Origin of the sequence: Modestobacter altitudinis (assembly GCF_005930475.1) — a bacterium.
GTDB classification, from domain to species: Bacteria; Actinomycetota; Actinomycetes; order Mycobacteriales; family Geodermatophilaceae; genus Modestobacter; species Modestobacter altitudinis.
In genome coordinates this window covers 24,436-50,713 of record NZ_SJEW01000034.1, presented here as the reverse complement: position 1 = coordinate 50,713, position 26,278 = coordinate 24,436, and the positions used below count along the sequence as shown (strand labels likewise).

Sequence of the window (26,278 nt, the reverse complement as noted above, 5' to 3'; positions counted from 1 at the left end):
CTCCGGCCCGCCCCAGGACCGTCCGGCCGCCCCGGCGCCGCCGCCCCCGCCTGGCTGGCGCCGCTGGCTGATCCCGATCGGGGTGGGCATCACCGCGCTGCTGCTGCTCCTCCCGCGGATGGGCGCCGCGCCGGAGCAGGTCGACTACGGCCAGCTGTCGCAGCAGGTCGCGGCCCGGCACGTGGAGTCGCTGACGCTGACCGCCGACGGGGCGATCAGCGGCGCCTACCGGTCGGACTACCGCGGCGGGGACGAGTTCACCTCGCACTACCCGACCGGCGTCCAGGGCGTCGACGAGACGTTCCTGACCCAGGTCAGGGACCCCGACGTCGTGCCGCACTTCTCCGCGACCGGCGCGACCGGGTCGCTGCTGGGCACGCTGCTGTCCTTCCTGCCGATCCTGCTGTTCGTCGGCTACTTCGTCTACATCGGGCGGCAGGCCCGCAAGGGGGCGCTGGGCGGCGGGCTGGGTGCGATGGGCGTGGGCCGGTCCAAGGCGAAGGTCATCGACGCCGACCGGCCGACCACCACGTTCGCCGACGTCGCCGGCTACGAGGGCGTCAAGCGCGACGTCACCGAGGTCGTGGACTTCCTCCGGTCCAACGAGAAGTACGCCGCCGCCGGGGCGATCGCCCCGCGCGGCGTGCTGATGGCCGGCCCGCCCGGCACCGGGAAGACGCTGCTGGCCCGCGCGGTCGCCGGCGAGGCATCGGTGCCGTTCTTCTCCATCACCGGCTCGGGGTTCGTCGAGCTGTACGTCGGGGTCGGCGCCTCACGGGTGCGCGACCTGTTCGCCGAGGCCCGCAAGCGGGCCCCGTCGATCATCTTCATCGACGAGATCGACGCGATCGGCCAGCGCCGCGGGGCCGGGCTGTCGGTCAACGACGAGCGCGAGCAGACGCTGAACCAGCTGCTCGCCGAGATGGACGGCTTCGACCCGGCCACCGGTGTCGTGGTGATGGCCGCGACCAACCGGCCCGAGACGCTGGACCCGGCGCTGCTGCGCCCCGGGCGCTTCGACCGGCAGGTCGTCGTACCGCTGCCCACGCAGCCCGAGCGCGCCGCCATCCTGGCCGTGCACGCCGCGGGCAAGCACCTCACGGCCGACGTCGACCTGCAGGCGACCGCCCGGGCCACCCCGGGGTTCTCCGGCGCGGACCTGGCCAACCTGATGAACGAGGCGGCGATCGTCGCCGTCCGCGACGACCGCAGCGAGATCACCGCCGCCGACCTCGCCCAGGCCCGCGACCGGATCCTGCTCGGCCAGCGGCAGGGCTCGAACTTCCTGCTCGAGTCGGAGAAGCGCAACGTGGCCGTGCACGAGTCCGGCCACGCCCTGGTCGCCGCGCTCTCCCCGGCGGCCGACCCGGTCGACCGGGTCACCATCCTGCCCAGCGGCATGGCGCTCGGGGTCACCGAGCAGGTGCCCGAGGAGGAGCGCCACCTGTACTCGGCCGAGCACCTGACCACGAGCCTCGCGGTGCGGCTGGGTGGCCGGGCCGCCGAGCTGGTCGTGTTCGGCCAGGGCTCGACCGGCGCGTCCAACGACCTGGCCGGCGCCACCGACCTGGCCACCCGGATGGTCCGCGAGTTCGGGCTCTCCGCCGCGCTCGGGCCGGTGGGCTACGGCAACGACTCCCCGCAGTACCTCGGGGGCGGCGCGTCGGCGAACCGGGTCTACAGCGAGGAGACCCAGCGGGTGATCGACACCGAGGTGGCCCGGCTGCTGCGTGAGGCCGAGGAGCACGCCGTCGCCCTGCTGACCCGGCACCGCGGCGCGCTGGACGCGCTGACCCAGCAGCTGCTGGAGCGCGAGACGGTGTCCGGCGACGTCGTCCGCGAGGTCGCCCGGGCCGGTGCTCCGGCGGGGGCGGGCAGGCCGACGGCCTGACGGCTGATCCGGTCCGTCCGCGGACTGGTCGTGTGCAACCGGTCACCCCCCGTCATGCCGACTGGTGGACGTACGGATACGGTCGAGCGCGAGGACCACGGGGCCGGCTCCGGCCTGCACTCCGTGGGACCAGTCGCACTGCCCGTCCACGGGGGTGGAACGGAAGGACCTCGCATGTCGCTGTTCGAACGTCTCGGCCAGGAGGCCGGGATCGGCACCGCGGTCGACGACTTCTACGTCCGGGTCGTCGCCGACCCGCAGCTGGCGCCGTACTTCGAGGGCATCGACCTGCCCCGGCTGCGCCGCCACCAGACCGCGCTGCTCTCCCAGGTCACCGGGGGTCCGGTCGAGTACTCCGGCCGGGACCTCGCGGCCGGCCACGCCGGCCTGGGCATCACGCCGGAGGACTTCGACCGGGTCGTCGGCCACCTGGTCGGCACGCTCACCGCACTGGGCGTCTCCGGCGAGGACATCGGTGCGGTGGGGGAAGCGCTCACCGCGCACCGCGACGACATCGTCACCGCCGCCGAGCGGGTCGGCTGACCGCCGGGCTGCGAGGAGGAGTCGACGCGTGGACATCCCCGCGATGCGCGCCAGCTTCGGCAAGGCGGCCACCCACGGCGACCAGGTGCCGTCGTGGTTCTACGCGCACCTGTTCCTGACCCACCCGGAGACCCGGGACATGTTCCCGGTCTCGATGGCCCACCAGCGGGACCGCCTGTTCGCCGCGCTGGGCGAGGTCATGGCGCGGGTCGACGACCTGGACGCCCTCGTGCCCGTCCTGCAGCAGCTGGGCCGGGACCACCGCAAGTTCGGCGCCCTCGCCGCGCACTACCCGGCGGTCGGGGCGAGCCTGCTCGCGACCCTGGAGCACTTCGACTACGACTGGGACGACGCGCTCGCCGCGTCCTGGACCGAGGCCTACGGCGTCATCGCCGACGTGATGATCGGCGCGGCCGACGCCGACGCGGCTTCCCCGGCGTGGTGGGACGGCGAGGTGGTCGCCCACGACCGGCGCACCGTCGACGTCGCCGTGCTGACCGTGCGGACGACGGCGCCGCTGCCCTACCTCCCTGGTCAGGCGGTCTCGGTGGAGAGCGAGCTGCGCCCGCGGCTGTGGCGCTGGTACTCCCCGGCCAACGCCCCGCGGCCGGACAACGCCCTCGACCTGCACGTCAGGGCCCGCGACGGCGGACCGGTCAGCAGCGCGCTGGTCCGGCTGGCCCGGGTGGGCGACGTGGTCCGGCTGGGCCCGCCGGTGGGCCACCTCGCGCTGGACACCGGCTCCGACCGGGACCTGCTGCTCGTCGCCGGCGGTACCGGCCTGGCGCCGATGAAGGCGCTGGTCGACCAGGTGGCCCGGCAGGGCCCACCGCGGCGGGTCGACCTGTTCGTCGGGGCGCGCACCGAGGACGGCTTCTACGACCGGGCCGACCTGCGCCGGCTCGAGCAGGAGCACCCGTGGCTGACGGTCACCTGTGCCGTCTCCCAGGAGAAGGGCTCGGCCGTGGAGCACGGTGACATCGCCGACGTCGTCCTCCGGCACGGTCCCTGGACCAGCCGGGACGCCTACGTCGCGGGCAACCCGGCGACGGTCGAGGACACCGTCGTCCGGCTCCACCAGCACGGCGTGCCGATGGCACGCATCCGCACCGAGGTGTTCGCCCCCAGCCGACCGAGCCCGACCGTTGACGGGAAGGTGACCGAATGACCACCAGCACCACGGGCCACGGGCACGAGGTCGGGCCGCCCACGGCCGATGACCTCCGCGCCGTGCACTTCACCCCGGCGAGCATGCTGCACCCCGGCTACACCGACCGGGAGGTCGACTCCTTCGTCGCCCGGGCCGCCGATGAGCTGGCCCGGCTCTCCGAGGAGAACGCGCAGCTGCGGGAGCAGGTGCAGGCACTCCGCCGGCAACTGGACGCCGTCGCCGCCCGCCCCTCCCCCAGCGACCAGGCCGTCGGCATCCTGGCCACCGCCCAGCTGACCGCCGACCAGTACGTGGCCGAGGCCGAGGACTTCAGCCGGCAGATGACCAGCGAGGCCCGCGCCCAGTACGAGGAGCAGCTGACCGAGGCCCGGGAGCGGGCCGGGGCGATCGTGCAGGCGGCGGCCGAGGCGCGCGCGGCCATCGTGGCCTCGGGCGGTGGTGGCGCCGGTGACGCCCCGGGCACCCAGGAGCTGCAGGACCAGATCGCCTACCTCAAGGCGTTCGGCCAGGCCACCCGGGTCCAGCTGCGCTCCTACCTGGAGGCGTTGCTGGCCGACGTGGAGATCGAGTGGGGCCGGGCGCACCCCGCGGTCGTCCCCCCGGCGCTGGTCGCCGACCGGGAGCCGCACGGTGCCACGGCCCTGGACGCCGCCGTCGCAGCGGTGCCGGCCACCCGGTCGCCGTACTGACCGGCCGACCGGGTGACCGGGGCGGTCAGCCGGCCGGGGTGCGGTCCCGCGGCTGGGGCGCCACCACGTTGGGCGGGTCTGCCGGCATGCTCGCCGCCAGGGTCTCCAGCGCGTCGCCGATCCGTCCGGTGAGCAGCCGGAGGGACTCGGTGGCCCGGTCCCGCTGGCCGTGCAGCTGCTCGATCTCCCGCCGGGCCGCGGCGACCACCTCGGCTGCCGCCGCCATCTCCTGCTCCTGCTGCCGGCGGGCCTTCTCCTCGGCCGCCGCCCGAGCCGCGGCGGCCTCCTCCTCGAGCCGGCGGCGCTCCTGCGCCGCCTCCGCCGCCAGCCGCTGCTGCTCGCGCGCGGCGGCAGCCCGCAGCTCCCCGGCCTCGGCCCGAGCGGCCGCCAGCGCGTCCGCGGCCTGCACCCGGGTCGCGGTCGCGGACTCGCGCTCGGTCGCCGCCGCGTCCTCGGCCTCCCGCGCGTGCTGCATCATCGCCGCCGACCACGTCCGGGCGGCGGTCACCAGCCCGTCGGCCTCGGCCGCGCCGGCGGCCCGGGTCTCCGCGGCCTCCTCGGCGGCGAGCTCCAGGATGTGCGCCACCCGGTCGGAGACCTGGCGGGCCTCCCGGCTCGCCGCGGAGCGGGACAGCTCCTCCCGGACCCGGTCCAGCTCCGCCGAGACGGCCGCGAAGCGGGCCGCCATCTCGTCCGCCGACCGGCGGGCCGCCCGGAGCTCCCGTTCGGCCCAGGTGACGTAGCTGTCCACCTGGGAGCGCTCGTAGCCGCGGACGGCGCCGCGGAAGCTGGGCAGGAACTCCAGCACACTGTCCAGGTCGCCCTTGAGGTTCGGTCTGCGCGGTTCCGGGACGGCGGAGGGGGCCTCGGAGGCGGCACCCGGGCCGGCCGCCGGCAGGGTGGTCAGCGGCTGGGTCGTCGGCGTCTCAGGGGTCTGGGGTCCAGCGGTCTGGGGCATGGGTCCTCCCGCATCCGGTCCTGCCGGGTGGCGCCGTCCGTGGCGTCCCCGCCATGGTGGGGGCCGGGCGGTGGCCGGGCCAACCAGTCGTCGGAGCGCCGTGAGCGAAACGTGACCTGACGGAACCGGCGCGCTCAGCCCGCCGTCTCCCGGTACCCGGTGAGCCGGCGCCAGAGCCAGCCCGACGGCACCCGGCGGCCGGTGACCAGGTAGGCGGGGACGGCGTCGACCATCAACGTCTTCTCCAGCGCGCGGCGGGAGACCGGGCGCCCGGCGAGCAGCAGCTCGTCGTCGGCGCGCAGCACGAACGCGTCGTCGGGAGCCAGCACGCTCTCCCCGTCGCGGAGCAGGAGCAGCGGCACCGCCGGCAGCCGCTGGTCCCGGTCGTCGGGACTGCGCAGCAGGTCGCCCAGCACGAGGGAGCCCTCGGCGAGCCACGGGCCCAGGGACGGCGCCTCGGTGCTGTTGAGCCGCACCTTGAACAGCGCGCCGAGCCGGTCGCCGCACTCGTCGCGCAGCAGGTCGATCAGGGCGGCCGCCCACTCGTCGTCCCGGCCGGTGAGCTCGCGGACGAAGCGCCAGAGCAGCGGCGTGCTCAGCCGGGCGTAGACCTCGTGCGCGATCACCTCGGTGGGCACCAGCAGGGCGTCGACGTCCATGGCGGCGAACAGCGCCGCACTGGTCGGCTGGTTCTGCCGGGCGGCGACGAACAGGTCCGGGTTCACCCGGCGGGCCGCGGCCACCAGCGAGAGGTTGGTGGTGTCGTTGTCCGTGCCGGCCACGAAGCCCACGGCCCCGGGGAGGTCCGAGGCGGCCATCACCGCCGGGTCGGACTCGTCGCCCACGAGGAGGTGCAGCAGCGGGTCAGGCGCCGGGTCCTCCCCCGGCCGGGGCTCGATGACCGTGACCTCCAGCCCCTCGGCGCGCAGGTCGGCGGCGAAGTGCCGGCCGAAACGGCCGTACCCGCAGACCACCCACCGGCCCGGTGCCGGCGCGGAGCGGCGCGGCGGCAGCTGCGCCCCGGGCCCGCTCTCCAGCCAGGTCATCAGCTGGTAGGCGGCCGGGGAGTGCAGCGCCAGCCGCAGGTGGTCGCCGAACCGGTCGAAGGGGTTGATCACCGTCGGGCTGCCGAAGGCGCTCATCCGCTCGGCCACCACGGCCGAGGTGGTGCGGGTGACGACGGTGAGCTCCGGCCGCAGCAGGGCGGCGGTCATCGTGACGGCGAGGTTGGCCTCGTCGTCGTCGGTCAGCGCGAGCACGGCCTCGCAGCACGGGTGGGTCAGCCCGGCCACCTGCAGGTCGTGCGGGTTGCGCGCGTCGCCGGCCAGGCCGGGCACGTCGGCGCGGAGCGTGTCCAGCTCGAGGGCGTCGATCCGGGCGTCGGAGACGTCGACGACGGTGAACCGGCGGCCCAGCTCGTCGAAGGAGCGGCCGAGCAGCTCACCGGTCTGCCCGTAGCCCACGATCAGCAGGAACGGCTCGCGCAACCGGGAGACCTTGCGGCTGAAGTGCTGCAGCGCCAGCGCCGCCCGGAACGCCCGGTCCTGCAGCAGGGAGAGCAGCGCGCTGATCGCGTAGGCCCAGCCGATGACCGACAGGTAGATCGTGCCGGTCACCCACAGCCGCTGCGCGGCGGTGAACGGGAACGGCAGCTCGCCGAAGCCGATCGTCGTCGCGGTGTAGCTCATCACGTAGAACGAGTCGAAGATGCTCAGCCGGTACGGCCGGCCGGCGTCGTCGACCCCGGTGATCAGGCTCAGGCCCAGCACGCTCACCGCGAAGATGAGGACCAGCGTGATCAGCGGCGCCCGCATCCGCCGCAGCACCAGGAAGATCGGCGCGGAGGCCTGCACCCCCGAGACCAGCCCGGCCGGCACCGGCCGCTTCCCGGGCAGCTGCCGCTCCCCCATGGCCGGCCGGCGCCCGCTGCCGGGGGTGCTGGTCACCGCGGTCCGTCCTCAGGAACGACGGAACGAGCTGGTCTCGATGACCAGCAGCACCAGCGACACGACGTTGGCCAGCAGCGCGCCGCCGGACAGCGAGACGATGCTCGCGGTCGCCCCGGCGGTGAGCCCCGCGCTGGACACGTGCGCGGCGAACACCCAGAACACCGTGGCCGCGATGAGCTGCAGGTCGGCGACCAGGCTGGTGGCCAGGTGCACCGCGCCGATCTGGGTGCGGTCACCGAACTTGAGCACCGTCGCGATCAGGTTGACCACCACCGCGGCGAACAGCTCGTACTCGTTGTGCAGCTGCGGGTCGGAGATGTCACCGATGAAGAAGCCGAAGTTCAGCGTGGCGGCGAGCGTCACGAAGAACCCGAAGACCACCTTCTCGAGGTTCATCCCGCGCCCCGTCCCCTGCGGTTGATCACCGTCGGACCCTAACGCCGGTCCTCAGGAGCCCGCCGAGTGGAAGGCCTGCAGCGCCGCGAGCGTGGCGGCGGGCGCCTCCTCGACCATGAAGTGCCCGCTGTCGACGGCCTGCCCGGTGACGTCGGTGCCCCACGCCCGCCAGACCTCCAGCGGGTCGTACCAGGCAGGGAGCGCCCCCCGTCCGGCCCACAGCACCTGCAGCGGGCTGGTGATCCGGCGCCCCGCGGCCCGGTCGTCCTCGTCGAGCTGCCGGTCGCACCCCGCTCCGGCGCGGTAGTCCTCGCAGATGGCGTGCACCACCGCCGGGTCGTGCAGGGCCCGGGTGTAGTCGGCGACCGCCTCGGGCCGGAAGCCCCGGAGCACCCCGCCGAACTGGGCGTCGAGGAAGAAGTGCTCCGGGTCCCGGCCGATGATCGTCTCGGCGATCGGCTCGGGCTGGGCCAGGAAGCCCCAGTGCCAGTAGCCGAGGGCGAAGCGCGCGTCGGCGCGGGCCCACACCTCCGCGGTGGGCACCACGTCCAGCACGGTCAGCCGGCGGACGACGTCCGGGGTGTCCAGCGCCATCCGGTAGGCCACCCGGCCACCGCGGTCGTGGCCGGCCACGTCGAACCGGTCGAAGCCGAGCCGGCGCATCAGCGCGACGCCGTCGGCGGCCATCGCCCGCTTGCCGAACGTCTCGTGGGTGGGCACCGTCGCCGGCGGCGAGCTCTCGCCGTAGCCGCGCAGGTCTGGCGCCACGACGGTGAACGCGCGCGCCAGGTCGGCTGCGACGCCGGCCCACATCAGGTGCGTCTGGGGGTAGCCGTGCAGCAGCAGGAGGGGTGGACCCGAGCCCCCGGTGCGGACCCGCAGCGTCACCTCCCCGACGTCGACCCGGGAGAGCTCGAACCCCTCGAAGCCGGGCTGCGGCGCAGCCGTCATCGGTCCTCCTCGATCGCGGGCGGGTGCCGGCCGCCAGCCTCCCGCACCAGCCGCCGCCGTGGACGTCCTGCTGCGCCCGGCGCGGACCCCCGGTAGACACGGGGTCGTGACCGCGGACGCCGGCGACACCCGGACCCCCCTGCCCGCCGACCGGCACCACCTCGACCAGCTGCGGGCGGCGACCGAACGGGCGGCGGTGACCGCCGAGCCGCTCTCCTCCCCGCACACCGGCGCCCCGGCCGCGCTGCTGGACCGCGCCGAGCAGGCCGTCGAGGCGGCCGGACCCGACCTGCTCGCGCTCAGCGCCGACCTGCACGCCCACCCCGAGGAGGGCTACGCCGAGCACCGGTCGGTGCGGGCGGTGGCCGACCTGCTGGCCCGGCACGGCATCGACGCCGAGGTCGGCGTGCACGGCCTGGACACCGCGCTGCGGGCGAGCGCCGGCAGCGGGAGCCCGACCGTGGCGGTGCTCGCCGAGTACGACGCGCTGCCGGGCATCGGCCACGGCTGCGGGCACAACGTCATCTGCTCGGCCGCCGTCGGGGCGTTCCTCGGCCTGGCCGCCGTGCTGGCCGACGGCAGCGTCCCCGGGACGGCCCTGCTGCTGGGCACCCCGGCCGAGGAGGGCGGCGGCGGCAAGGAGCTGATGGCCCGCGACGGCGCCTTCGACGGCGTCGACGCGGTGGTCATGCTGCACCCCTTCTCCTACGACGCCGCCGTGCAGCCCTTCCTGGGCCGCCGCCAGCTGCGGGTGACCTACACCGGCATCGCCGCGCACGCCTCCGCGCAGCCGTTCATGGGCCGCAACGCCCTCGACGCCGTGGTCGCCGGGTACCAGGGGGTGGCGATGCTGCGCCAGCACGTGCCGGACACCGACCGGGTGCACGGGGTGATCACCGACGGCGGGCAGCGGCCCAACGTCGTCCCGGAGACCGCGAGCGCGCTGTACTACGTGCGCTCGGCGACGCCGGAGACGCTGGCCGACCTCAGCCGCCGGATGGAGGCGATCGCGGTGGCCGCGGCCGCGATGACCGGCTGCGGGTACGAGCTGCACTGGGACGAGATGCCGGCCTACCTGCCCATCCGCGCCAACCTCGAGCTCGCCGCGCGCTGGACCCGGCACCAGGCCCGCCGAGGTCGCACCGCGCTGCCGCCGGGGGTCACACCGGCGTCGCTGGCCGGGTCGACGGACCTGGGCAACGTCAGCGTGCGGGTGCCCTCGATCCACCCGATGATCGCGATCGCCGGCCCGGACACCTCCATGCACACCACCGACTTCGCCGCAGCCGCCGCCTCCCCGGCCGGGGACCGGGCGGTGCTGGACGGCGCGGTCGGCCTCGCGCTGACCGCGCTGGACGTGCTCGCCGACCCGGCGGTGCTGGCGGCCGCCCGGGCGGAGTTCGAGGCGGCCGGCGGGGTGCTCGACCTCGACGCCGTCCTCGACCGCCCGTGATCAGCAGACTGCTGCTGCTCGGCGCCACCGGCGACCTGGCCGGCCGCTTCCTGCTGCCCGCGCTGGGCTGGCTGACGGCCGCCGGAGAGCTCCCCGACGACCTGCAGGTGGTGGCCGCCGGGGTGCAGGACTGGGACGACCAGGCCTTCCGGGACCACGTCGCCGCCCGCTGGGAGTCCTCCGCCGGGGACCTCCCGACGGCGGCGCGCGAGGCGACGCTGCGCCGGCTGCGGTACCGCCGGTTCGACGCGGACGACCCCGTGACCGTCGCCGCTGCGGTCGGGGCCTTCGCCGGCGGCGGCCCGGTCGCGGCCTACCTGGCGCTGCCCCCGGCCTTGTTCCCCGCCACCCTGCGCGCGCTGGGCTCGGCCGGCCTGCCGCCGGGGAGCCGGATCGCCGTCGAGAAGCCCTTCGGCGCCGACCTGACCACTGCCGTCGCGCTCAACCGGCTGCTGGCGGAGGTGAGCGGTGGCGACGAGGCGGCGGTGACCCGCGTCGACCACTTCCTCGGCATGCCGGTCGTCACCGGGCTGCTCACCCTGCGGGCACCCGACGGCGAGCTGGGGCCGGGGTGGCACGGCGAGGAGATCGCCGAGGTGCACGTCGTCTGGGAGGAGACACTCGGCCTGGAGGGCCGGGCGGACTTCTACGACCGGACCGGCGCGGTCCGGGACGTGCTGCAGAACCACCTGCTCCAGGTCCTCGTCCTGCTCACCCTGGAACCGCCGCCGAGCCCGGGCGAGGCAGGACTGCACGCGGCGAAGCTGACCCTGCTGCGGGCGCTGCAGCTGTCCTCCTCCGACCCGGCCGCCTGCACCCGCCGTGCCCGGTACACCGCCGGCGTGCTGGCCACCGGCGACACCGTTCCCGACTACGCCGCCGAGGACGGTGTGGACCCCGCACGGGGCACCGAGACCCACGCCGAGCTGGTGTTCGGGATCGACACCCCGCGCTGGGCCGGGACGCGGTTCCTGCTGCGCACCGGCAAGGCCGTGGGGACCTCCCGGAAGGTCGTGGCGGTGCACTTCCGGGACGCCGGCCGCGAGCCGCTGGAGATCTCGCTGGAGCCTGCGCAGCACGGGCCCCGGCCGGGTGCCACCCAGGCGCCCGGCGAGCTCACCGCGTACTGCCGCGTGCTGGGCGACGTGCTCGCCGGCGGCAGCGCGACGTCGGTCAGCGCCGGGGAGGCGGAGCAGGCCTGGCGGGTCGTGGACCCCGCGCTGGCGGCCTGGGCGGCCGGGACGGTGCCGCTGCAGGAGTACGCCGCCGGGTCGGCCGGGCCTCCCCCGCTTGCACCGAGCGCTCAGCCGAGCCGACGCAGCTCGCCGTAGCGCCGGGCCAGGTCGGGGAGCTGGTGGTGGGCGTTGAGCCCGCTGGGGTTCGGCGCGACGCAGGTCACCGCCCCGCCCACGCGTTCGGGCTGGACGCCGAGCACGGCCCTCGGCCGGTCGAACGCCAGCCGCCACGCGGTCACCCCCAGCACGGCCAGCACCCGTGGCCGGTACCAGGCGACCAGCTCGGCCAGCGCGGCCGCCCCCTCCCGCAGCTCCGCGCGGCTCAGCTCGGCGGCGGTACGGGTCGGCCGGGCGACGACGTTGGTGATGCCCAGCCCGTACCGGGGAAGGGTGGCGTCCTCGTCCGGGGCGAACTGCCGCGGGGTGAGGCCACCGAGGTGCAACGCCGGCCAGAACCGGTTCCCCGGCCGGGCGAAGTGGTGGCCCCGCTCCGCGGACATCAGCGAGGGGTTGATGCCGCAGAAGAGCACGTCGAGGTCGGGCGCGACGACGTCGCGCAGCGGCTTGGCCGCACCCCCGCCCTCCACGCGACCCAGTGTGTGGCATCCACCGCGCGCGATGTCGGCCCGTCCCCGGTAGACACGGCTCACACCGCGGACGACGACTGCCACGTCGAGGAGCTGCTGCCATGAGCACACCGGTGACCACCACCCGCACCGACCGGCTGCTCGGCGGCATCGAGCGGGTCGGCAACAAGATCCCCGAGCCGTTCCTGCTCTTCGTCGGCCTCTTCACGGTGCTCGCCGTGGTGTCCACCGGACTGGCCTGGGCGGGGGTGCAGGCCCAGGTCGAGGGCACCGGGGAACCGACCGTCGTCCGCGGGTTCTTCACCGGCGAGGGGATCCGCTGGTTCACCACCACGCTGGTGGACAACTTCGTCGGGTTCCCGCCGCTGGGCACCGTGGTGGTGATCCTGCTGGCCGTCGGGATCGCCCAGCGCAGCGGACTGCTCTCGTCGGTGATCAAGCGGAGCTTCTCCGGCTGGCCCTCGTGGGCGCTGCCCTACGCGGTCGCGCTGGTCGGCACCGTGGGCAGCGTCATGGCCGACTCGGTGATGATCGTGCTCCCGCCGCTGGCCGCCATGGTCTTCGCCGCGGCCGGCCGGCACCCGGTGGCCGGGCTGCTCGGCGCCTTCGCGGCCGCCGGCGCCGGCTACTCGACGTCGCTGGTGGTCACCAGCCTGGACGCGCTGTTCGCCGGGATCACCTCCGCGGTCACCGGCTCGCTGCCCGACCCCGGCACGCCGGTCACCCCGGTCTCGAACTGGTTCTTCAACATCGCGAGCTCACTCGTGCTGACCGTGGTCTGCGGGTTGCTCATCACCCGGGTGCTGGAGCCGCGGCTGGAGCGGCTGCGGGTGCCCAGGGAGCAGAGCGAGGACGCCGAGGACGGGATCGGCGCCGTGGAGGACGTCACCGACCTGACCATCGACGACCGGGCCCGCCGGGGCATGCGGCTGGCCGGCCTGGCCTTCCTGGTCACCGCCGCCGCGATCCTGCTGCTGACCGTGCTGCCCGGGGCGCCGCTGCGCAACGAGACCGGCGGCTACCTGCCCGAGTCGCCGTTGCTGGACTCGGTCGTGTTCATCGTCTCGGCGCTGCTGGCCGTCCCCGGGATCGTGTACGGCTACGCGACCGGTTCGTTCCGCAGGGCCGCCGACGTGCCCGTGGCGATGGCCGAGGCGGTCAAGGACATGGCCTCCTTCATCGTGCTGGCCTTCGTGCTCGGCCAGTTCATCGCGCTGTTCAACTGGTCCGGCGTGGGCACGGTCCTGGCGGTCTCGGGGGCCGACGCGCTCGCCTCGCTCGGCTTCACCGGGTTCCCCGCCGTGCTCGCCTTCGTGCTGCTCTGCTCGCTGCTCAACCTGTTCATCGTCTCCGGGTCGTCGATGTGGACGATCATGGGCGCGGTCTTCGTGCCGCTGTTCGCCCTGCTGGGCTACGAGCCCGGGTTCACCCAGGCGGCGTTCCGGATCGGTGACTCGGCGACCCAGATCCTCACGCCGCTGAACCCCTACCTGGTGATCGTGCTGGCCATGCTGCGCCGCTACGAGCCGCAGGCCGGCTTCGGCACGCTCATCTCCCGCTTCCTGCCCTTCACCGTCGTCTTCTGGCTGGCCTGGGCCGCCGTGCTGGCCGTGTGGTTCTTCCTCGACCTGCCCTTCGGCCCCGGCCAGCACGCCCGCCTGCCCTGACCGCCCGGCGTGCGCACCCGGACGCACCGGGTGAAGCTGTGCCGGGCACGACGGTCGGACGGCAGGACATCGACAGTGGGGCGGACATGGCGCGAGTGGCGGTCACCGGCAGCAGCGGCAAGCTCGGCAGGGCGGTGGTCGGCGACCTGCTCGCGCACGGCTGGGACGTGGTGGCGCTGGACCGGACGCCCAGCCCGCGCACGGACGTCGTCTCCTCCGTCGTCGACCTGACCGACTTCGGGCAGGCCGTCGAGGCGCTGAGCGGCATCGACGACCGGCACACCGGCGTGGACGCCCTGGTGCACCTGGCCGCCGTCCCGGCGCCCGGGCTGCTGCCCAACGCAGCGACGTTCGCCAACAACATGACCGCGTCCTACAACGTCTACAGCGCAGCACTGCGGGCCGGCGTCCGGAAGGTCGTCTGGGCCTCCAGCGAGACCGTCCTCGGCCTGCCCTTCGACACCCCGCCGCCCTACGTGCCGGTCGACGAGGAGTACCCGCCGACGCCGACCACCACGTACTCGCTGGTCAAGACGATGGAGGAGGAGCTGGCCCGGCAGTTGTGCCGGTGGCACCCCGACCTGTCGATGACCGGGCTGCGGTTCAGCAACGTCATGTACCCCGAGGACTACGCCGAGTTCCCCGGCTTCGACGCCGACCCGGCGCTGCGCCGGTGGAACCTGTGGGGCTACATCGACGCCCGGGACGGCGCGCAGGCGGTGCGGCTCGGGCTGGAGCACACCGCCCCGGGCGCGGACGTCTTCATCGTCGCCAACGCCGACACGGTGATGTCCCGGTCCAACGCCGAGCTGCTGGCCGCCGAGTTCCCCGGTGTCCCGGTGACCCGCGAGCTCGGGCCGAACGAGACGCTGCTGTCGATCGACAAGGCCCGCCGGGTGCTGGGCTTCGAGCCGCAGCACTCGTGGCGGGACGAGGTCGGCGCCCAGCCCGTCTCCTAGCCGGGCTCGCGGCCGGGCACCCGCAGGCCGTACTGGGCGATCTTGCGGTACAGCGTCGCCCGGGAGACCCCCAGCTCGGTGGCCGCCTGGGTCGCGGTGGTCCCCGGCCGGGTGAGGCAGCGCAGGATCTCGTCGCGCTCCAGCTGCTCGAGCCGGCTCAGCGACCGCGACCCGGCGCTGAGCACCGCGGGCGGCAGGTGGTGGACGTCGACGACGTCGGTGCGGGCCACCGCCTCCCGGACGACGGCGCGCAGCTCCCGCACGTTCTCCGGCCAGGAGTGGGCCGCCAGCGCCCGCAGCGCCCGCGGGGTGAACGGCACGTCGCGGTGTCGGAGCTCGCGGGCGAAGGCCAGGGCCAGCGGCTCGACGTCCTCGGTCCGGTGCCGCAGCGCCGGCACCTCGACGACCGAGTCGACCAGCGCCGCCAGCGACGCCGGGACGGCGGCCAGCGACGGGGCGGTGAGCACCACGGGCCGCACCGGGCCGGCCGGCGCCGTGCCGAGCACCGCGGCCAGTTCGTCGGCCGCCCATGCCGGCAGCACGTCGGCGCCGGAGACGACCACGCAGGTGTCGGGGCTGGTCAGCTCCGGGGCCCACAGCGCGAGCCAGGAGTCGACGTCGGCGGCCTGCGGCGGACGGGCGACCAGCACCCGCTCGCGCCGCCGGCCGCCGTGCCGGGCGAGGCTGGCCACCGCGGACTTGCCGGCACCGGGCTCCCCCACGACCGCCAGCAGCCGGCCGGCCGCGACCGCGTCCCGGGCCGCGGCCACGGCGTCCCGCCACGCGCGGGAGGGGCACGGGTCGGCGCCGGGCAGCCGGTCGGCGAAGACGTGGAAGACCTCGCCGCGGGGCATCGGCCGCTCCGGGTGGCCGCCGGAGCGGACGTGCATGAGCGCGCTGGTGTTGCCCGCCGCCGACTGGGCCAGTGCCAGCAGCAGGTCGGAGGAGGCGTCGGACCAGGTGGTCATGTTGATGCTGCCGACCAGGTCCCCGGTGCGCGGGTCGAGCACCGGCACCGCGGCGCAGGTGTAGCGGCGCAGCGGTGCGACGAAGTGCTCGCCGGCCCGCACCAGCGACGGCACCCGGTCGGCCAGCGCGAGCCCGAGGCCGTTGGTGCCGGCGGTGCGCTCGCCGAAGTAGAAGCCCGGCGCCAGGTGAACCCGGTCCAGCGAGCGGCTGATCTCCCGGTCACCGGACCACCGGGCCAGCACCAGCCCCTCGGCGTCGGTGATCATCAGCCCGACCGGTTCGGCGGCGAGCGTGCCGTGCAGCCGGCCGAGGACCTCCGCGCCGCACTCGTAGAACAGCGAGTCGGTGCTCAGCGCCGGGCTGTAGACCGCCTCGACCGCCTCGGGTGAGACGCCGTACCGCTGGCTGCGCGCCCAGGACGCCCGCACCCGGGGGCGCGCCCGCGGCAGGGAGAGGTCACCCGGCGGCAGGGGCACCGGCGCGGGGACGGCGGGACGGTCGGTCACGGGACACCTCCTGACGCGCCGTTGCGTCGCCGTGGATGCTAGGCCGCCGGCTGGCTGCGCGAGAGCGCTCGGCTGTCCCGGTGTCTCAAAGTGAGACAGCGGGACCGGGGGCACCGGGGTCCCGGCGTCCTAGCGTCCGGTGTGACCCAGCTCGCAGCGGTGCGAGCCGGACCCTCGAGGAGGACCCCGATGTACAGCAAGGACGGCGAGGACTACTTCGTGGTCGACGCGCACATCGCACTGTGGGACGCGCGCCCGGAGAACCAGCTGAACGTGCACGGCAAGCAGTTCATCGACTGCTTCTACGACTACCACCGCAACCTCAGCCCGGAGTCCGAGGTCTGGCCCTACGAGGAGTACCTGTACCAGGGCGGCGAGCGGTTGATGCGCGACGTCTTCGTCGACGGCATCGTCGACCACGCCATCTTCCAGCCGGCCGCCCTGGGCGAGTTCTACGCCCGCGGCTTCGGCCAGACCGAGGAGGCCTGGGCGCTGACCCAGGCCCACCCGGACAAGCTCACCTACAACCACAACTTCGACCCGCGCAACGGCGAGGCGGGCCTGGACCAGCTGCGTGCCGACGCCGAGCGCTTCGGGCTGAAGGGCGTGAAGCTCTACACCGCCGAGTGGCACGGCGACTCCCGCGGCTACAAGCTCAGCGACCCGTGGACCTACAAGTACCTCGAGGTCTGCCGGGAGCTCGGCATCAAGAACGTCCACGTGCACAAGGGCCCCACGATCCGCCCGCTGGACCGCGACGCCTTCGACGTGGCCGACGTCGACCACGCCGCCACCGACTTCACCGACCTCAACTTCGTGGTCGAGCACTGCGGCCTGCCCCGGCTGGAGGACTTCTGCTGGATCGCCACCCAGGAGCCCAACGTCCACGCCGGCCTGGCGGTGGCGATGCCGTTCATCCACACCCGGCCGCGCTACTTCGCGCAGATCATCGGCGAGCTCGTCTACTGGCTCGGCGAGGACCGGATCCAGTTCTCCAGCGACTACGCGCTGTGGACGCCGAAGTGGCTGGTCGAGGCGTTCGTGGACTTCCAGATCCCGGAGGACATGACCGAGTACGCGCCGCTGACCACGGCGGTGAAGAAGAAGGTGCTCGGGCTCAACGCGGCCAAGCTGTACGACATCCCGGTGCCGGAGCGGCTGCAGCTCCCCGACGCCGACGAGACGGCGACCGGTCCCCGCGAGCCGGGCAGCGCCGACCTGGCGATGGCCCGATGACGGCGATCCTCACCCGACCGCTCACCGAGCCGCCGACCGAGGCCGACGTCCGGCGGGCGCTGGACAGCGTCGTCGACCCCGAGCTCGACGAGCCGATCACCGACCTCGGCTTCGTCCGCTCGGTCGCCGTCGAGCCGGCCGGGGTGACGGTGCACCTGCGGCTGCCGACCTCGTTCTGCGCGCCGAACTTCGCCTGGCTGATGGTGTCCGACGCCCGGGACGCCGTCGTGGCGCTGCCCGGCGCCGGGCGGGTGGTGGTGGAGCTCGACGACCACCACGACTCCGACCTGATCAACCGGGGTCTGGCGGCCGACGCCGGCTACCGCGGCACGTTCGGGCACGAGGCCGATGACAGCCTCGACGAGCTGCGGGCGACGTTCCAGCGCAAGGCGCACACCGCCGCCATGGAGCGGGCGCTCACCGGCTGGCTGCGCGCGGACCCGTCCCGGACCGAGGCCGCGGTCCTGGACGTCACCCTCGGGGACCTGCCGGCCGGGCCGGTCACCGAGGCGCTGCGGCAGCGCCGCGCCGTCCTCGGGCTGTCGGTGGCGGACACCGCCCCGGTGCTGCTGGCACCGGACGGCTCCCGGCCGAGCGCGCAGACCGCGGCGCTGACGCTGCGCCGGGCCCGGTCGGTGCGCATCTCGGTCGACGGCAACGCGCACTTCTGCCGCGGGCTGCTGGCCACCCGCTACCCCGGCGCCGAGGACGACCAGGTCCCGCGCGCCGATGCCCACCATCCCGCACTCCCGTTGGAGGTCCTGCCGTGAAGGCAGTACGCGTGCACGAGTACGGCAAGCCCCCCTCGATCGACGACATCCCGGAGCCGACGCTGCAGGGCCCGCTCGACGTCCTGGTGCACGTCGACGCCGCCGGGGTGTGCCGGACCGACCTGCACATCATCGAGGGCCAGTGGGCCGAGGCCAGCGGCGTCGGCCTGCCCTACGTGATCGGCCACGAGAACGCCGGCACCGTCGTGGAGGTCGGCGACGCGGTGCGCAACGTCGCCGTCGGCGACAAGGTCATCCTGCACCCGCTGGTGACCTGCGGCCTGTGCCCGCCCTGCCGGCGCGGGGACGACGTGCACTGCGAGAACGGCGAGTTCCCCGGCATCAGCCGGGACGGCGGGATGGCCGAGCTGCTGCGCACCAACGCCCGGTCGGTGGTCACGCTCGCCGAGGGGCTGCAGCCGGTCGACGTCGCCGCGCTGGCCGACGCCGGGCTCACCGCCCAGCACGCCGTCCGCAAGGCCGTGCCGCTGCTGCCCGCCACCGCCCGGGCGGTGGTGATCGGCGCGGGCGGCCTCGGGCACATCGGCCTGCAGTGCCTGCTGGCGATGACCCCGGCCGAGATCACCGTCGTCGACCGGTCGGCCGAGGCGCTGGCCAAGGCCGCCGAGCTCGGCGCGCACCGGACCGTCCAGGCCGGGGACGACACGGTGGCCGAGGTGCTGGACGCGCTGGGCGGCACGGGCGCGGAGGTCGTCTTCGACTTCGTCGGCGAGCACGGCACCGAGGCCCAGGGCGTGGCGATGACCCGGGACACCGGGTCCTACTACGTCATCGGCTACGGCGGTGCGGTGGAGGTGCCGACCCTGGAGATCATCAACCGGGAGATCAGCATCGTCGGCAACAAGGTCGGCTCGTACACCGACCTGCGCGAGCTGATGGCGCTGGCGGCCCGCGGTCTGGTCACGCTGTCCACGAGGACGTACCCGCTGACGTCGGCGCTGGAGGCGCTCGACGACCTCGACGGCGGCCGTCTCCCGGGGACCCGGGCGATCCTCGTGCCGTGAGAGTCGGGTGCCCCGCTGCCGGCGGGGCGCCCGACCGCGGCGGCGGGCTCAGCCGAGGGGTGGTTGCACCCGGTCGACCCGGCGCTGCACCACCAGGGCGCGCTGCTGCCGGCGGCGGCGCTCGGCGACCGCCCGGCCGAGGCCCCGGGGACGGCGCGGGTGCCGCGCCGCCTCGTCGGAGAGCTGCTGCGCGGCCAGCAGGACGGCGGACGGGCGGGCCGGGACGGCGGGGAGCGCGACCACCACGAGGCGGTCGCCGCCGCCGTCGGTCAGCGGCTCGGGCGCGACCGGCAGCGCCGGACCGGCCGTCGACGGCGGCACGGGGTCGGCAGTGCCGCCCAGGAGGGGGACGGGGACCGTCAGCACGGGCAGGGTTCCTCAGCGGTCACGAGTGCGGCAGCTCGCTGCCGGCGTCGGTGTCCGGGCCGGGCGCGCCGACCGGGCGCGCCACCAGCGGCGTCCGCTTCGGCACGTCCCGTGGGGTGGGACGCCGGGGACCCGACCCGGGCTCGCCGGGAACTGCTGCCGGAGCTGCGGGGGGACGTGCAGGCGTGGTGCTCATGGAGGACGCGCCGATCTCCCTCCGCCAGCGGAGGGGCTGAACGCCGGGCGGCGCCACGGAGGACGCTACCCACCAGCCGGCCCGTTCATCCGTCGACGGGCCGGTCCGGCTGGTGCACCTCACCGAGTTCCGTCACAGCCACCACCTGGGCGGTCGGGAACAGCTCGATGGGCCGGCCCGGGTCGGCACCGTCGGCGACGGTGAGCCAGCCGGGCGGCCCGAAGCGGACCACCCGGTCGACGAGCTCGACCACGGCCCCGGGCCGCGCGGGGTCCCGCAGCCGGACGGTGCCGGAGTACAGGTGCCGGTCGTTGACCGTGGTGATGTCCATCGCGCCAGCCTCCTCCCGGCGTCGTCCCGGCGCGCTGCCTCAGGCCGAGTTGGCGGCGTCCGGCGGGGGCTCGCCCGTCGGCCCGGTGCCCTCGTCGACGTCCGGTTCCTCCTCCACCAGCTCGTAGCCGTGCCCGTAGGTCTCCAGGACCGCCTGCACGGCGGCGACCACCGGGATGGAGACCAGCGCGCCCATCGGCCCGAACAGGGCCGCACCGGCGATGACCGCGCCGAAGGCCACCGCCGGGTGCACGGCGACGGTCATCGCGGTGATCCGCGGCGCCAGCAGGTAGTTCTCGACCTGCTGGTAGACGGTGCCGAAGAGGACCACCCAGACGGCGTCGACCGGTTGGTCCGACAGGGCGATCAACGCCGGCAGCGCGATCGCCAGGTAGGTGCCCACGGTGGGGATGAACTGCGACACGATCCCGGTCCAGATGGCCAGCGGCAGCCAGTACGGGACGCCGATCCCCCACAGCAGCACGCCGGTCGCCGCGGCGTTCACCAGCGCCAGCACCAGCCGGGACAGCAGGTAGCCGCCGGTCTTGTCCACCGCGATCTCCCACACCGTGGCGATGACCCGCTGGTGCCGCGGCGGGAACCAGGTGGAGACGACGGCCCGCATCCGCGGACCCTCGGCCGACATGTAGTAGGCGAACAGCAGGAACGTCAGGACCTGGAACAGCAACCCGACGAGCGAGGAGAGGATCCCGACCAGCCCGGGCGCGAGGTCCTGGACCAGCCCCTGGACCCGCTCCGACGTCAGGTTCAGGGAGTCCACGACCTCGGCGGCCCGGAAGTCCGTGCCGAACGTCTGGTTCACCCAGCGCACCACGTCGGCGACCGCGTCGGGCAGGACGGTCACCAGCTGGCTGAGCTGGTCGACCAGCAGTGCGCCGAAGACCGTCACGAAGCCGATCGCCACGGCGAACAGGCCGACCATCACCAGGCCGGTGGCCGCCCCCCGCCGCAGGCCGCGGCGGACCAGCGCCTCCACGATCGGCTCGATGCCGACGGCGAACAACCAGGCCAGGAAGAGCAGGCCGAGGAAGCCCCGGAGGTGGCCGAAGAGCCACGTCGCGAGCTGGTAGCCGGTGACGACGGCGAGCACCAGCAGCACGCCGCGGCGCAGCCACGGCGGTTCCTGTCGCGGCCAGCCCGCTGAGTCGGTGGGTGCCCGCTGCAGGACCTTGGGGACGACGGGGCTGGGCGGCACTGCCCGCGGGCGGCGCAGACCGGGCACGGGGTCACCGCCTCTCCCCGGCACCCCCGCTCGGGGGCGGCCGGCTCAGCCGCGCAGCGCGCGCACCACCCGGCGCACGCCCAGCACCATTCCAGCACCGGCGAGGACCCAGGGGCCCGCCACGACCACCGGGTCGAGCAGCTGGTGCCGCCGATCGGAGCGGCCGCTGCGCGCCGTGCCCTCGGCGGTCAGCTCCGTTCGCACGCCGGTCTCGGTGATCGGGTTGTCCGGGTGCAGCGTGGCGAACGAGCGCAGGTGGCTGCCCCAGGCGTCGACCCGGTCACCGAGGACGAGCAGCAGCCAGTGCGCCAGCCGGGCCTCGCTGAACCGGGCGTAGGCGAGCCTGCGGATGGCGCCGGAGAGACCGTGCAGCGGCTGCGCGGTGCCGAAGACCGGCGTGACGAAGGCGTGCTCGATGGAGTGCTCGCGCCCCTCGGACCCCGGCTGCCGGTCCGGGAACTGCCAGTGCGCACCGGTCGTGCCCGGGGCGTACTGCAGCTTGGGGTGCGACGGGCGGTCGGCCGGGTCGAGGTCCACGCCCCATCCGGGGATGCGGGCACGCATCTCCTCCCGGCTGGGCATCGGGGTGCGCTTGTCGGAGACGTAGGCACTGGGGATGTCGTCGGCGGCCATCGGGATGTCCCCTCTCAGGACGTGCTGGGCACGATGAGCGGCTTGATGCAGCCGTCGAGCTTGGCGGAGAACACGTGGTAGGCCTCCGAGATGTCCTCCAGCGGGAACCGGTGGGTGACCATCTCCCGCGGCGTGAGGTGGCCGTTGCGCACGTGCTCGAACATCCGCGGCCACTGCCGCTTCACCGGCGTCTGGTTCATCCGCAGCGTGAGGCCCTTGTTCAGCGCGTCGCCGAACTTGACCATGTTCGGGATCGGTCCGTAGGCACCGACCACCGAGATGCTGCCGCCCTTGCGGACGCCGTCGATGGCCCAGTTCAGCGCGATCGGCGAGCCGCCCTGCAGCTTCAGCTTGGTGCCCGTGACGTGCATCAGCAGGTTGCCGTCGGCCTCCGCGCCCACCGCGTCGATGACGACGTCGGCACCGAGGTGGTCGGTCTGCCGCTTCATCTCGAGCACCACGTCGTCGATCTCGTCGTAGTTCCACACCTCGGCGTGCGCCATGGTGCGGGCCTTCTCCAACCGCTCGGTCAGGTGGTCCACGACGATCACCCGGCCGGCGCCCATCAGCCAGGAGGACTGGGCGGCGATCAGCCCGACCGGCCCGGCGCCGAGGACGACGACGGTGTCCCCCTCGGCGATGTCGCCGAGCTGGGCGCCGAAGTAGCCGGTCGCGGCGGCGTCGGTGAGCAGCACGGCGTCCTCGTCGTGCATCCAGTCCGGGATCTTCACCGGGCCGACGTCGGCGAAGGGGACCCGGACGTACTCGGCCTGACCGCCGTCGTAGCCGCCGGTGGTGTGCGAGTAGCCGTAGATGCCGCCGACCGCCGTGGCGTTGGGGTTCACGTTGTGACAGTTGGAGTACAGGCCACGGGAGCAGTACCAGCAGGACCCGCAGAAGATGTTGAACGGCACCATCACCCGGTCGCCGACCTGCAGGTCCTGCACCGACGACCCGATCTCGTCGACGACGCCGATGAACTCGTGGCCGAACGTGTGACCGATCCGGGTGTCCGGCATCAGGCCGTGGTACAGGTGCAGGTCCGAGCCGCAGACGGCGGCCAGCTGGACCCGGATGATCGCGTCGTTGGGGTGCTCGATCCGGGGCTTGTCCTTCTCCACCACCCGCAGCTTGTACGGGCCGCGGTACGTCATCGCGCGCATGGGTCCTCCTGGGGGACAGCTCGTCTGCTGGCCAGTGCCCCGGTCCCGACGTCGGCAATCCCTCAGGGCACCTGGACGGTGGTGGTCACCCGCACCACCGACGGCCACGGCGGCACCGAGCCGAAGCCGAAGGTGACCGGTGGGCGCACCGCGGTCAGCTCCCCCAGCGGCTGGCCGTCCCAGGTCGCCGCGACGCCGGCGAGGGCGTGCAGGTCCTGCACGCCGTACCACTCCGTCCGCCCGTTGCCGGCCGACCCCCGGGTGCGCAGCCCGGTGGTGAGCCGGGCCGGCAGGTCCAGCAGGCCGACCCAGGCCGGTGCCCGGGCCAGCCGGGCCGGCACCGCGTGCAGCAGCCGGCCGAGCACCGGCCGCGGCCCGGTCCGCGCCTGCAGGTCCAGCGGTCCGGCCTGCACCGACCACGTCCGGTCGTCCGGCCGGGCGACGGTCACCGGCACGATCCGCACCTCGTCGAAGGTGTAGGTCGTGCCGACGAACTCGGCGACCTCCGGGCCGGGCGCCAGCAGCACGCGGTGACCGCCGGGCCGCTGCACCATCACGTCCGAGATCGGGCCGAGGGGGGAACGCGGCCAGTGCCCGACCACCACGCGGGTGCCCGACGCGGTGCCGAGCCCGAGGATCCAGCCGTCGAACGTCAGCCGCGTCGTCACCGACGCCCTGTATCCGGTCGCCGCGGCGCCGAACCCGGGCCGCGGTGGCCCGGGTGGTGACACGTGGGGCGCAGGGGGTGCGCCGGTGCGCGGAGCGGGCGTGGCAGCCTTGATCACGGTCGTCGTGCTGGAGTACGAAGACAGCATCGTCCTCGACACCCCGGAAGGGGCCACGTGTTCGGCACCCCGGACCGGTTGCAACGCCTGCGCACCGACCCCTCGGCCCACGGCCGTCGGCAGGGCCATCGGGTGGCACCCGCGGTACGGGCCCGCGCCCGCGCGCTGGCCGGCCGCCTGATCACCCGGCGCATCCAGCGCAAGGGCATCGACCTGTCGGCGATGACCTTCATCCCGGAGCGCTCGAAGGTCCCGCTGCAGCGCATCGGCACCGATCCGGTGCCCCGGCTGGCGCAGCTGCGGGCCACCGACCCGGTGCACCGGCTGAAGTTCCCGTTCGACTTCCGGGTCTACCTCGTCACCGGTCACGAGCAGGTGCGTGCCGTGCTCGCCGACCGGGAGAACTACAGCAACGACATCCGCCACCTGCTGCCCGGCACCGGCCCGGGCACCGGGGAGGACGTCGGCGGGCTGGGCTTCACCGACCCGCCGGTGCACACCCGGCTGCGCAAGATCGTCACCCCCGAGTTCACGATGCGCCGGCTGGCCCGGCTCGAGCCGATGATCGAGGGGATCGTGGCGCAGCAGCTCGACGAGCTGGCCGCCGCCGGCCCGACCGCCGACCTCGCCAAGCTGGTCTCCTTCCCGGTGCCGTTCCAGACCATCTGCGCGCTGCTGGGGCTCGACCTCGACGACCGCGAGGCCTTCGCCCGGCTGGGTGTGCAGCGCTTCGACGCCACCGGCGGCGCGGCGGGTGCCTTCGGCGCCGTCTCCGAGCAGCGGGAGTTCCTCTTCGACGCGGTGGCTCGCCAGCGCAAGGAGCCCGGACCCGGCCTGATCGGCCAGATCATCCGGGACGAGGGCGACCTGATCTCCGACGTCGACCTGGCCGGGCTCGCCGACGGCGTCTTCACCGGCGGCTACGAGACGACCGCCGGGATGATCTCGCTGTCGACGATGGTGCTGCTGCGCGACCCGGCGCACGCCGAGCTGATGCGCACCGGCACCCGCGCCGACGTCGACCGCGCCGTCGAGGAGCTGCTGCGCCACCTCTCGGTCGTCCAGCTGGCCTTCCCCCGCTTCGCCAAGCACGACATGGAGATCGCCGGGCACCCGCTGCGCGCCGGGGACGTCGTCCTCGCCTCGCTCAGCGGCGCCAACCGCGACCCGGCCACCGCCGGCGCCGACCCCGACACCTTCGACCCGGCGCGGAGGCCCACCAGCGGGCACTTGGCGTTCGGGCACGGCATCCACCGCTGCATCGGCGCCGAACTGGCCCGGATGGAGCTGCGGATCGTGCTGCCGGCGCTGCTCCGGCGGTTCCCGGACCTCGCCCTCGCCGTCCCGCCCGAGCAGCTGGCCTTCCGGCCGCTGTCCTTCGTCTACGGGCTCGACGAGCTGCCGGTCCGGCTCTGGTCCCGCGGCACGCCGTCCGGGTTGGCCCAGCGCTGACCGGGTAGCCGTTCCTCGGCACGTCCACGTCGAGGAGGACACATGACAGCGAGCACCCCGGGCAGCTCGACGGCCGACCTGGTCCAGTCCCTGACCAACGACGTGGGTGCCCTGGTGCGCCAGGAGCTGCGTCAGGCTCAACAGGAGCTGGCCGACAAGGCCAGGCAGGTGGGCCGGGCCGGCGGCCTGCTCGGCGCAGCAGCGGTGCTCGGCACGCTGGCGGTCGGGACGTCGGGCGCGCTGGTCCTGCGGGTGCTCGAGCGGCGGTTCTCCCCCACCACGTCGGCGCTCCTCGCGACGGGGATGTTCGGAGGTGCCGCCGGCGCGCTGGCGGCCACCGCGGTGCAGCAGCTCCGCGAGGCCGCGCCGCTGGTGCCGACCGGGACCGTGGCGAGCCTGCGCGAGGACGTCCGCGCCGCCACGGCCACGACGCCACCTGCGGGCGGGACGCCACCGCAGCCCTGAGCCGCGCGGCAGCGGATCCCCTCAGCGGGCGTCGCTGACCTGCAGTTCCCGGGTCACCCGGCCGATCGCTGCGTCCAGCAGAGCCCGGACCTCCTCCAGCGAGCGCCCGGAGGTGTCGTTCCACCGGGTCAGGTCCTGCACCTGGAGCGTCCGGAGGGCGGGTGCGGGGCACCACCGGACGGGGCCGGGGTCCGTCGCCCGGTGCAGGGTGTGCCACAGCAGGTCGAGGCTGCGCTGGGCTCGCTGCCCGCGGACGGCAGCCCGCCCACCGGCGGCCAGGACCACCGCACCCACGAGACAGACCGCCGCCTGCGCACCGGCGCGCTCGGGCCCAGGTCCGGCGACCGCGGCCAGCGGCGGAGCGGTGGTCCATGTCCCCTGCACCCAGCCCCGCCCGAGCACGGCACGCGCCTCGACCAGCACCTCGCGGATGCCGTGCAGCTCCGCCCGGCGGGCCGCCGCCCGGCCGGCGCGCGCGGCGGCCCGCCGGCGCTGCCGCGCTCCCCGCCGACCGGGCGGTCCCGGGCGCGCGGCGGGGAGGGCTCCGTCGGTGCCCGGGTGGAGCGGGGGCGCCGGGACGATGACGGTCATGACAGGTCCTCGTGGCTGCAGGGAGGTCCGGGCCAGCACCGTAGGGCAGCGCCGGGTCCGGGAGGAAGGGCCGCCGTCGCGTCAGCCCGGTCGAACGCG

General features: G+C 74.6%; 26 protein-coding genes. 13 read left to right on the top strand and 13 right to left on the bottom strand.

The window, feature by feature from the left end:
* From ftsH to FHL79_RS14030, 4 genes are all read left to right on the top strand, one after another.
* Positions 1-1,891: ATP-dependent zinc metalloprotease FtsH (gene ftsH / locus FHL79_RS14045; RefSeq protein WP_138759208.1), on the top strand; the 1,891-nt coding region annotated here is incomplete at its 5' end.
* Positions 1,892-2,065: 174 nt separating this feature from the next.
* A complete protein-coding gene (locus FHL79_RS14040) occupies positions 2,066-2,434 on the top strand; it encodes a group I truncated hemoglobin (RefSeq protein WP_138759207.1) in 369 nt (122 codons plus the stop codon).
* 28 nt (positions 2,435-2,462) lie between these two features.
* Positions 2,463-3,602, top strand: a complete 1,140-nt coding sequence (locus FHL79_RS14035; RefSeq protein WP_138759206.1) for a globin domain-containing protein — start codon at positions 2,463-2,465, stop codon at positions 3,600-3,602.
* Complete coding sequence (locus FHL79_RS14030) at positions 3,599-4,294, top strand: DivIVA domain-containing protein (RefSeq protein ID WP_138759205.1); 696 nt, start codon at positions 3,599-3,601, stop codon at positions 4,292-4,294. Before FHL79_RS14035 ends, FHL79_RS14030 begins: the two co-directional genes overlap by 4 nt.
* A gap of 25 nt (positions 4,295-4,319) precedes the next feature.
* Here FHL79_RS14030 and FHL79_RS14025 read toward each other — a convergent pair whose 3' ends face one another.
* The 4 genes from FHL79_RS14025 to FHL79_RS14010 all read right to left on the bottom strand — a co-directional run bounded on the left by FHL79_RS14025 (position 4,320) and on the right by FHL79_RS14010 (position 8,548).
* Positions 4,320-5,252 (bottom strand): hypothetical protein, encoded by a 933-nt coding sequence (locus FHL79_RS14025; RefSeq protein ID WP_138759204.1) that lies wholly within the window; start codon positions 5,250-5,252, stop codon positions 4,320-4,322.
* Between the two features lie 134 nt (positions 5,253-5,386).
* Entirely contained in the window at positions 5,387-7,198 is a 1,812-nt protein-coding gene (locus FHL79_RS14020) for a potassium channel family protein (RefSeq protein ID WP_138759203.1), read from the bottom strand.
* A 12-nt stretch (positions 7,199-7,210) separates the two neighbouring features.
* Positions 7,211-7,597 carry a DUF6394 family protein gene (locus FHL79_RS14015; protein ID WP_138759202.1) on the bottom strand — a complete coding sequence of 129 codons (387 nt, stop codon included), beginning with the start codon at positions 7,595-7,597 and terminating at the stop codon, positions 7,211-7,213.
* Between the two features lie 51 nt (positions 7,598-7,648).
* The gene (locus FHL79_RS14010) at positions 7,649-8,548 is read right to left on the bottom strand and encodes an alpha/beta fold hydrolase (RefSeq protein ID WP_138759201.1); all 900 of its coding nucleotides are present in this window, start codon (positions 8,546-8,548) and stop codon (positions 7,649-7,651) included.
* Between the two features lie 106 nt (positions 8,549-8,654).
* Between FHL79_RS14010 and FHL79_RS14005 the strand changes: the two genes are divergently transcribed.
* Together FHL79_RS14005 and FHL79_RS14000 are read left to right on the top strand one after the other, a co-directional pair.
* A complete protein-coding gene (locus FHL79_RS14005) occupies positions 8,655-10,001 on the top strand; it encodes a M20 family metallopeptidase (RefSeq protein ID WP_171058163.1) in 1,347 nt (448 codons plus the stop codon).
* Positions 9,998-11,332, top strand: coding sequence for a glucose-6-phosphate dehydrogenase (locus tag FHL79_RS14000; protein ID WP_138759200.1), 1,335 nt, complete (start codon positions 9,998-10,000; stop codon positions 11,330-11,332). The genes FHL79_RS14005 and FHL79_RS14000 overlap by 4 nt, the downstream gene beginning before the upstream one ends.
* On the opposite strand, the gene mug is transcribed toward FHL79_RS14000, so the two are convergent.
* A complete protein-coding gene (mug, locus tag FHL79_RS13995) occupies positions 11,305-11,823 on the bottom strand; it encodes a G/U mismatch-specific DNA glycosylase (RefSeq protein WP_218938467.1) in 519 nt (172 codons plus the stop codon). The two genes, FHL79_RS14000 and mug, sit on opposite strands and share 28 nt — an antisense overlap.
* A gap of 101 nt (positions 11,824-11,924) precedes the next feature.
* On the opposite strand from mug, the gene FHL79_RS13990 reads away from it, so the two are divergent.
* Together FHL79_RS13990 and FHL79_RS13985 are read left to right on the top strand one after the other, a co-directional pair.
* Positions 11,925-13,490: an AbgT family transporter gene (locus FHL79_RS13990; protein WP_138759199.1), complete on the top strand. Its 1,566-nt coding sequence runs from the start codon at positions 11,925-11,927 to the stop codon at positions 13,488-13,490.
* An 86-nt stretch (positions 13,491-13,576) separates the two neighbouring features.
* Positions 13,577-14,449 carry an NAD-dependent epimerase/dehydratase family protein gene (locus FHL79_RS13985; protein WP_138759198.1) on the top strand — a complete coding sequence of 291 codons (873 nt, stop codon included), beginning with the start codon at positions 13,577-13,579 and terminating at the stop codon, positions 14,447-14,449.
* Here the strand turns inward: FHL79_RS13985 and FHL79_RS13980 are convergent.
* Entirely contained in the window at positions 14,446-15,924 is a 1,479-nt protein-coding gene (locus tag FHL79_RS13980) for an AAA-type ATPase lid domain-containing protein (protein ID WP_218938466.1), read from the bottom strand. The two genes, FHL79_RS13985 and FHL79_RS13980, sit on opposite strands and share 4 nt — an antisense overlap.
* A 189-nt stretch (positions 15,925-16,113) precedes the next feature.
* Here FHL79_RS13980 and FHL79_RS13975 point away from each other — a divergent pair, with 189 nt between their 5' ends.
* The 3 genes from FHL79_RS13975 to FHL79_RS13965 are packed head-to-tail and all read left to right on the top strand — an operon-like array spanning position 16,114 to position 18,955.
* Positions 16,114-17,160, top strand: a complete 1,047-nt coding sequence (locus FHL79_RS13975) for an amidohydrolase family protein (protein ID WP_138759197.1) — start codon at positions 16,114-16,116, stop codon at positions 17,158-17,160.
* Positions 17,157-17,930 carry a metal-sulfur cluster assembly factor gene (locus tag FHL79_RS13970; protein ID WP_138759196.1) on the top strand — a complete coding sequence of 258 codons (774 nt, stop codon included), beginning with the start codon at positions 17,157-17,159 and terminating at the stop codon, positions 17,928-17,930. Before FHL79_RS13975 ends, FHL79_RS13970 begins: the two co-directional genes overlap by 4 nt.
* Positions 17,927-18,955 carry an NAD(P)-dependent alcohol dehydrogenase gene (locus tag FHL79_RS13965; protein ID WP_138759195.1) on the top strand — a complete coding sequence of 343 codons (1,029 nt, stop codon included), beginning with the start codon at positions 17,927-17,929 and terminating at the stop codon, positions 18,953-18,955. The genes FHL79_RS13970 and FHL79_RS13965 overlap by 4 nt, the downstream gene beginning before the upstream one ends.
* A 48-nt stretch (positions 18,956-19,003) precedes the next feature.
* Here the strand turns inward: FHL79_RS13965 and FHL79_RS13960 are convergent, their stop codons facing one another.
* The 6 genes from FHL79_RS13960 to FHL79_RS13935 form a co-directional block, all read right to left on the bottom strand.
* Complete coding sequence (locus tag FHL79_RS13960; protein ID WP_138759194.1) at positions 19,004-19,321, bottom strand: hypothetical protein; 318 nt, start codon at positions 19,319-19,321, stop codon at positions 19,004-19,006.
* 281 nt (positions 19,322-19,602) lie between these two features.
* Entirely contained in the window at positions 19,603-19,848 is a 246-nt protein-coding gene (locus FHL79_RS13955; RefSeq protein WP_138759193.1) for a hypothetical protein, read from the bottom strand.
* Between the two features lie 39 nt (positions 19,849-19,887).
* On the bottom strand, positions 19,888-21,090 hold the full coding sequence (locus FHL79_RS13950) for an AI-2E family transporter (protein ID WP_138759192.1): 1,203 nt from the start codon (positions 21,088-21,090) through the stop codon (positions 19,888-19,890).
* Positions 21,091-21,135: 45 nt separating this feature from the next.
* The gene (locus FHL79_RS13945; protein WP_138759191.1) at positions 21,136-21,723 is read right to left on the bottom strand and encodes a hypothetical protein; all 588 of its coding nucleotides are present in this window, start codon (positions 21,721-21,723) and stop codon (positions 21,136-21,138) included.
* A gap of 14 nt (positions 21,724-21,737) precedes the next feature.
* Entirely contained in the window at positions 21,738-22,886 is a 1,149-nt protein-coding gene (locus tag FHL79_RS13940) for a zinc-dependent alcohol dehydrogenase (RefSeq protein WP_138759190.1), read from the bottom strand.
* Positions 22,887-22,948: 62 nt separating this feature from the next.
* Entirely contained in the window at positions 22,949-23,554 is a 606-nt protein-coding gene (locus FHL79_RS13935; RefSeq protein ID WP_138759189.1) for a hypothetical protein, read from the bottom strand.
* Between the two features lie 174 nt (positions 23,555-23,728).
* Here FHL79_RS13935 and FHL79_RS13930 point away from each other — a divergent pair, with 174 nt between their 5' ends.
* Together FHL79_RS13930 and FHL79_RS13925 are read left to right on the top strand one after the other, a co-directional pair.
* Positions 23,729-25,123, top strand: coding sequence for a cytochrome P450 (locus FHL79_RS13930; RefSeq protein ID WP_138759188.1), 1,395 nt, complete (start codon positions 23,729-23,731; stop codon positions 25,121-25,123).
* 42 nt (positions 25,124-25,165) lie between these two features.
* A complete protein-coding gene (locus FHL79_RS13925; RefSeq protein ID WP_138759187.1) occupies positions 25,166-25,588 on the top strand; it encodes a phage holin family protein in 423 nt (140 codons plus the stop codon).
* Positions 25,589-25,609: 21 nt separating this feature from the next.
* Here the strand turns inward: FHL79_RS13925 and FHL79_RS13920 are convergent, their stop codons facing one another.
* Entirely contained in the window at positions 25,610-26,179 is a 570-nt protein-coding gene (locus tag FHL79_RS13920; RefSeq protein ID WP_138759186.1) for a DUF6197 family protein, read from the bottom strand.
* Positions 26,180-26,278 lie beyond the last annotated feature (99 nt).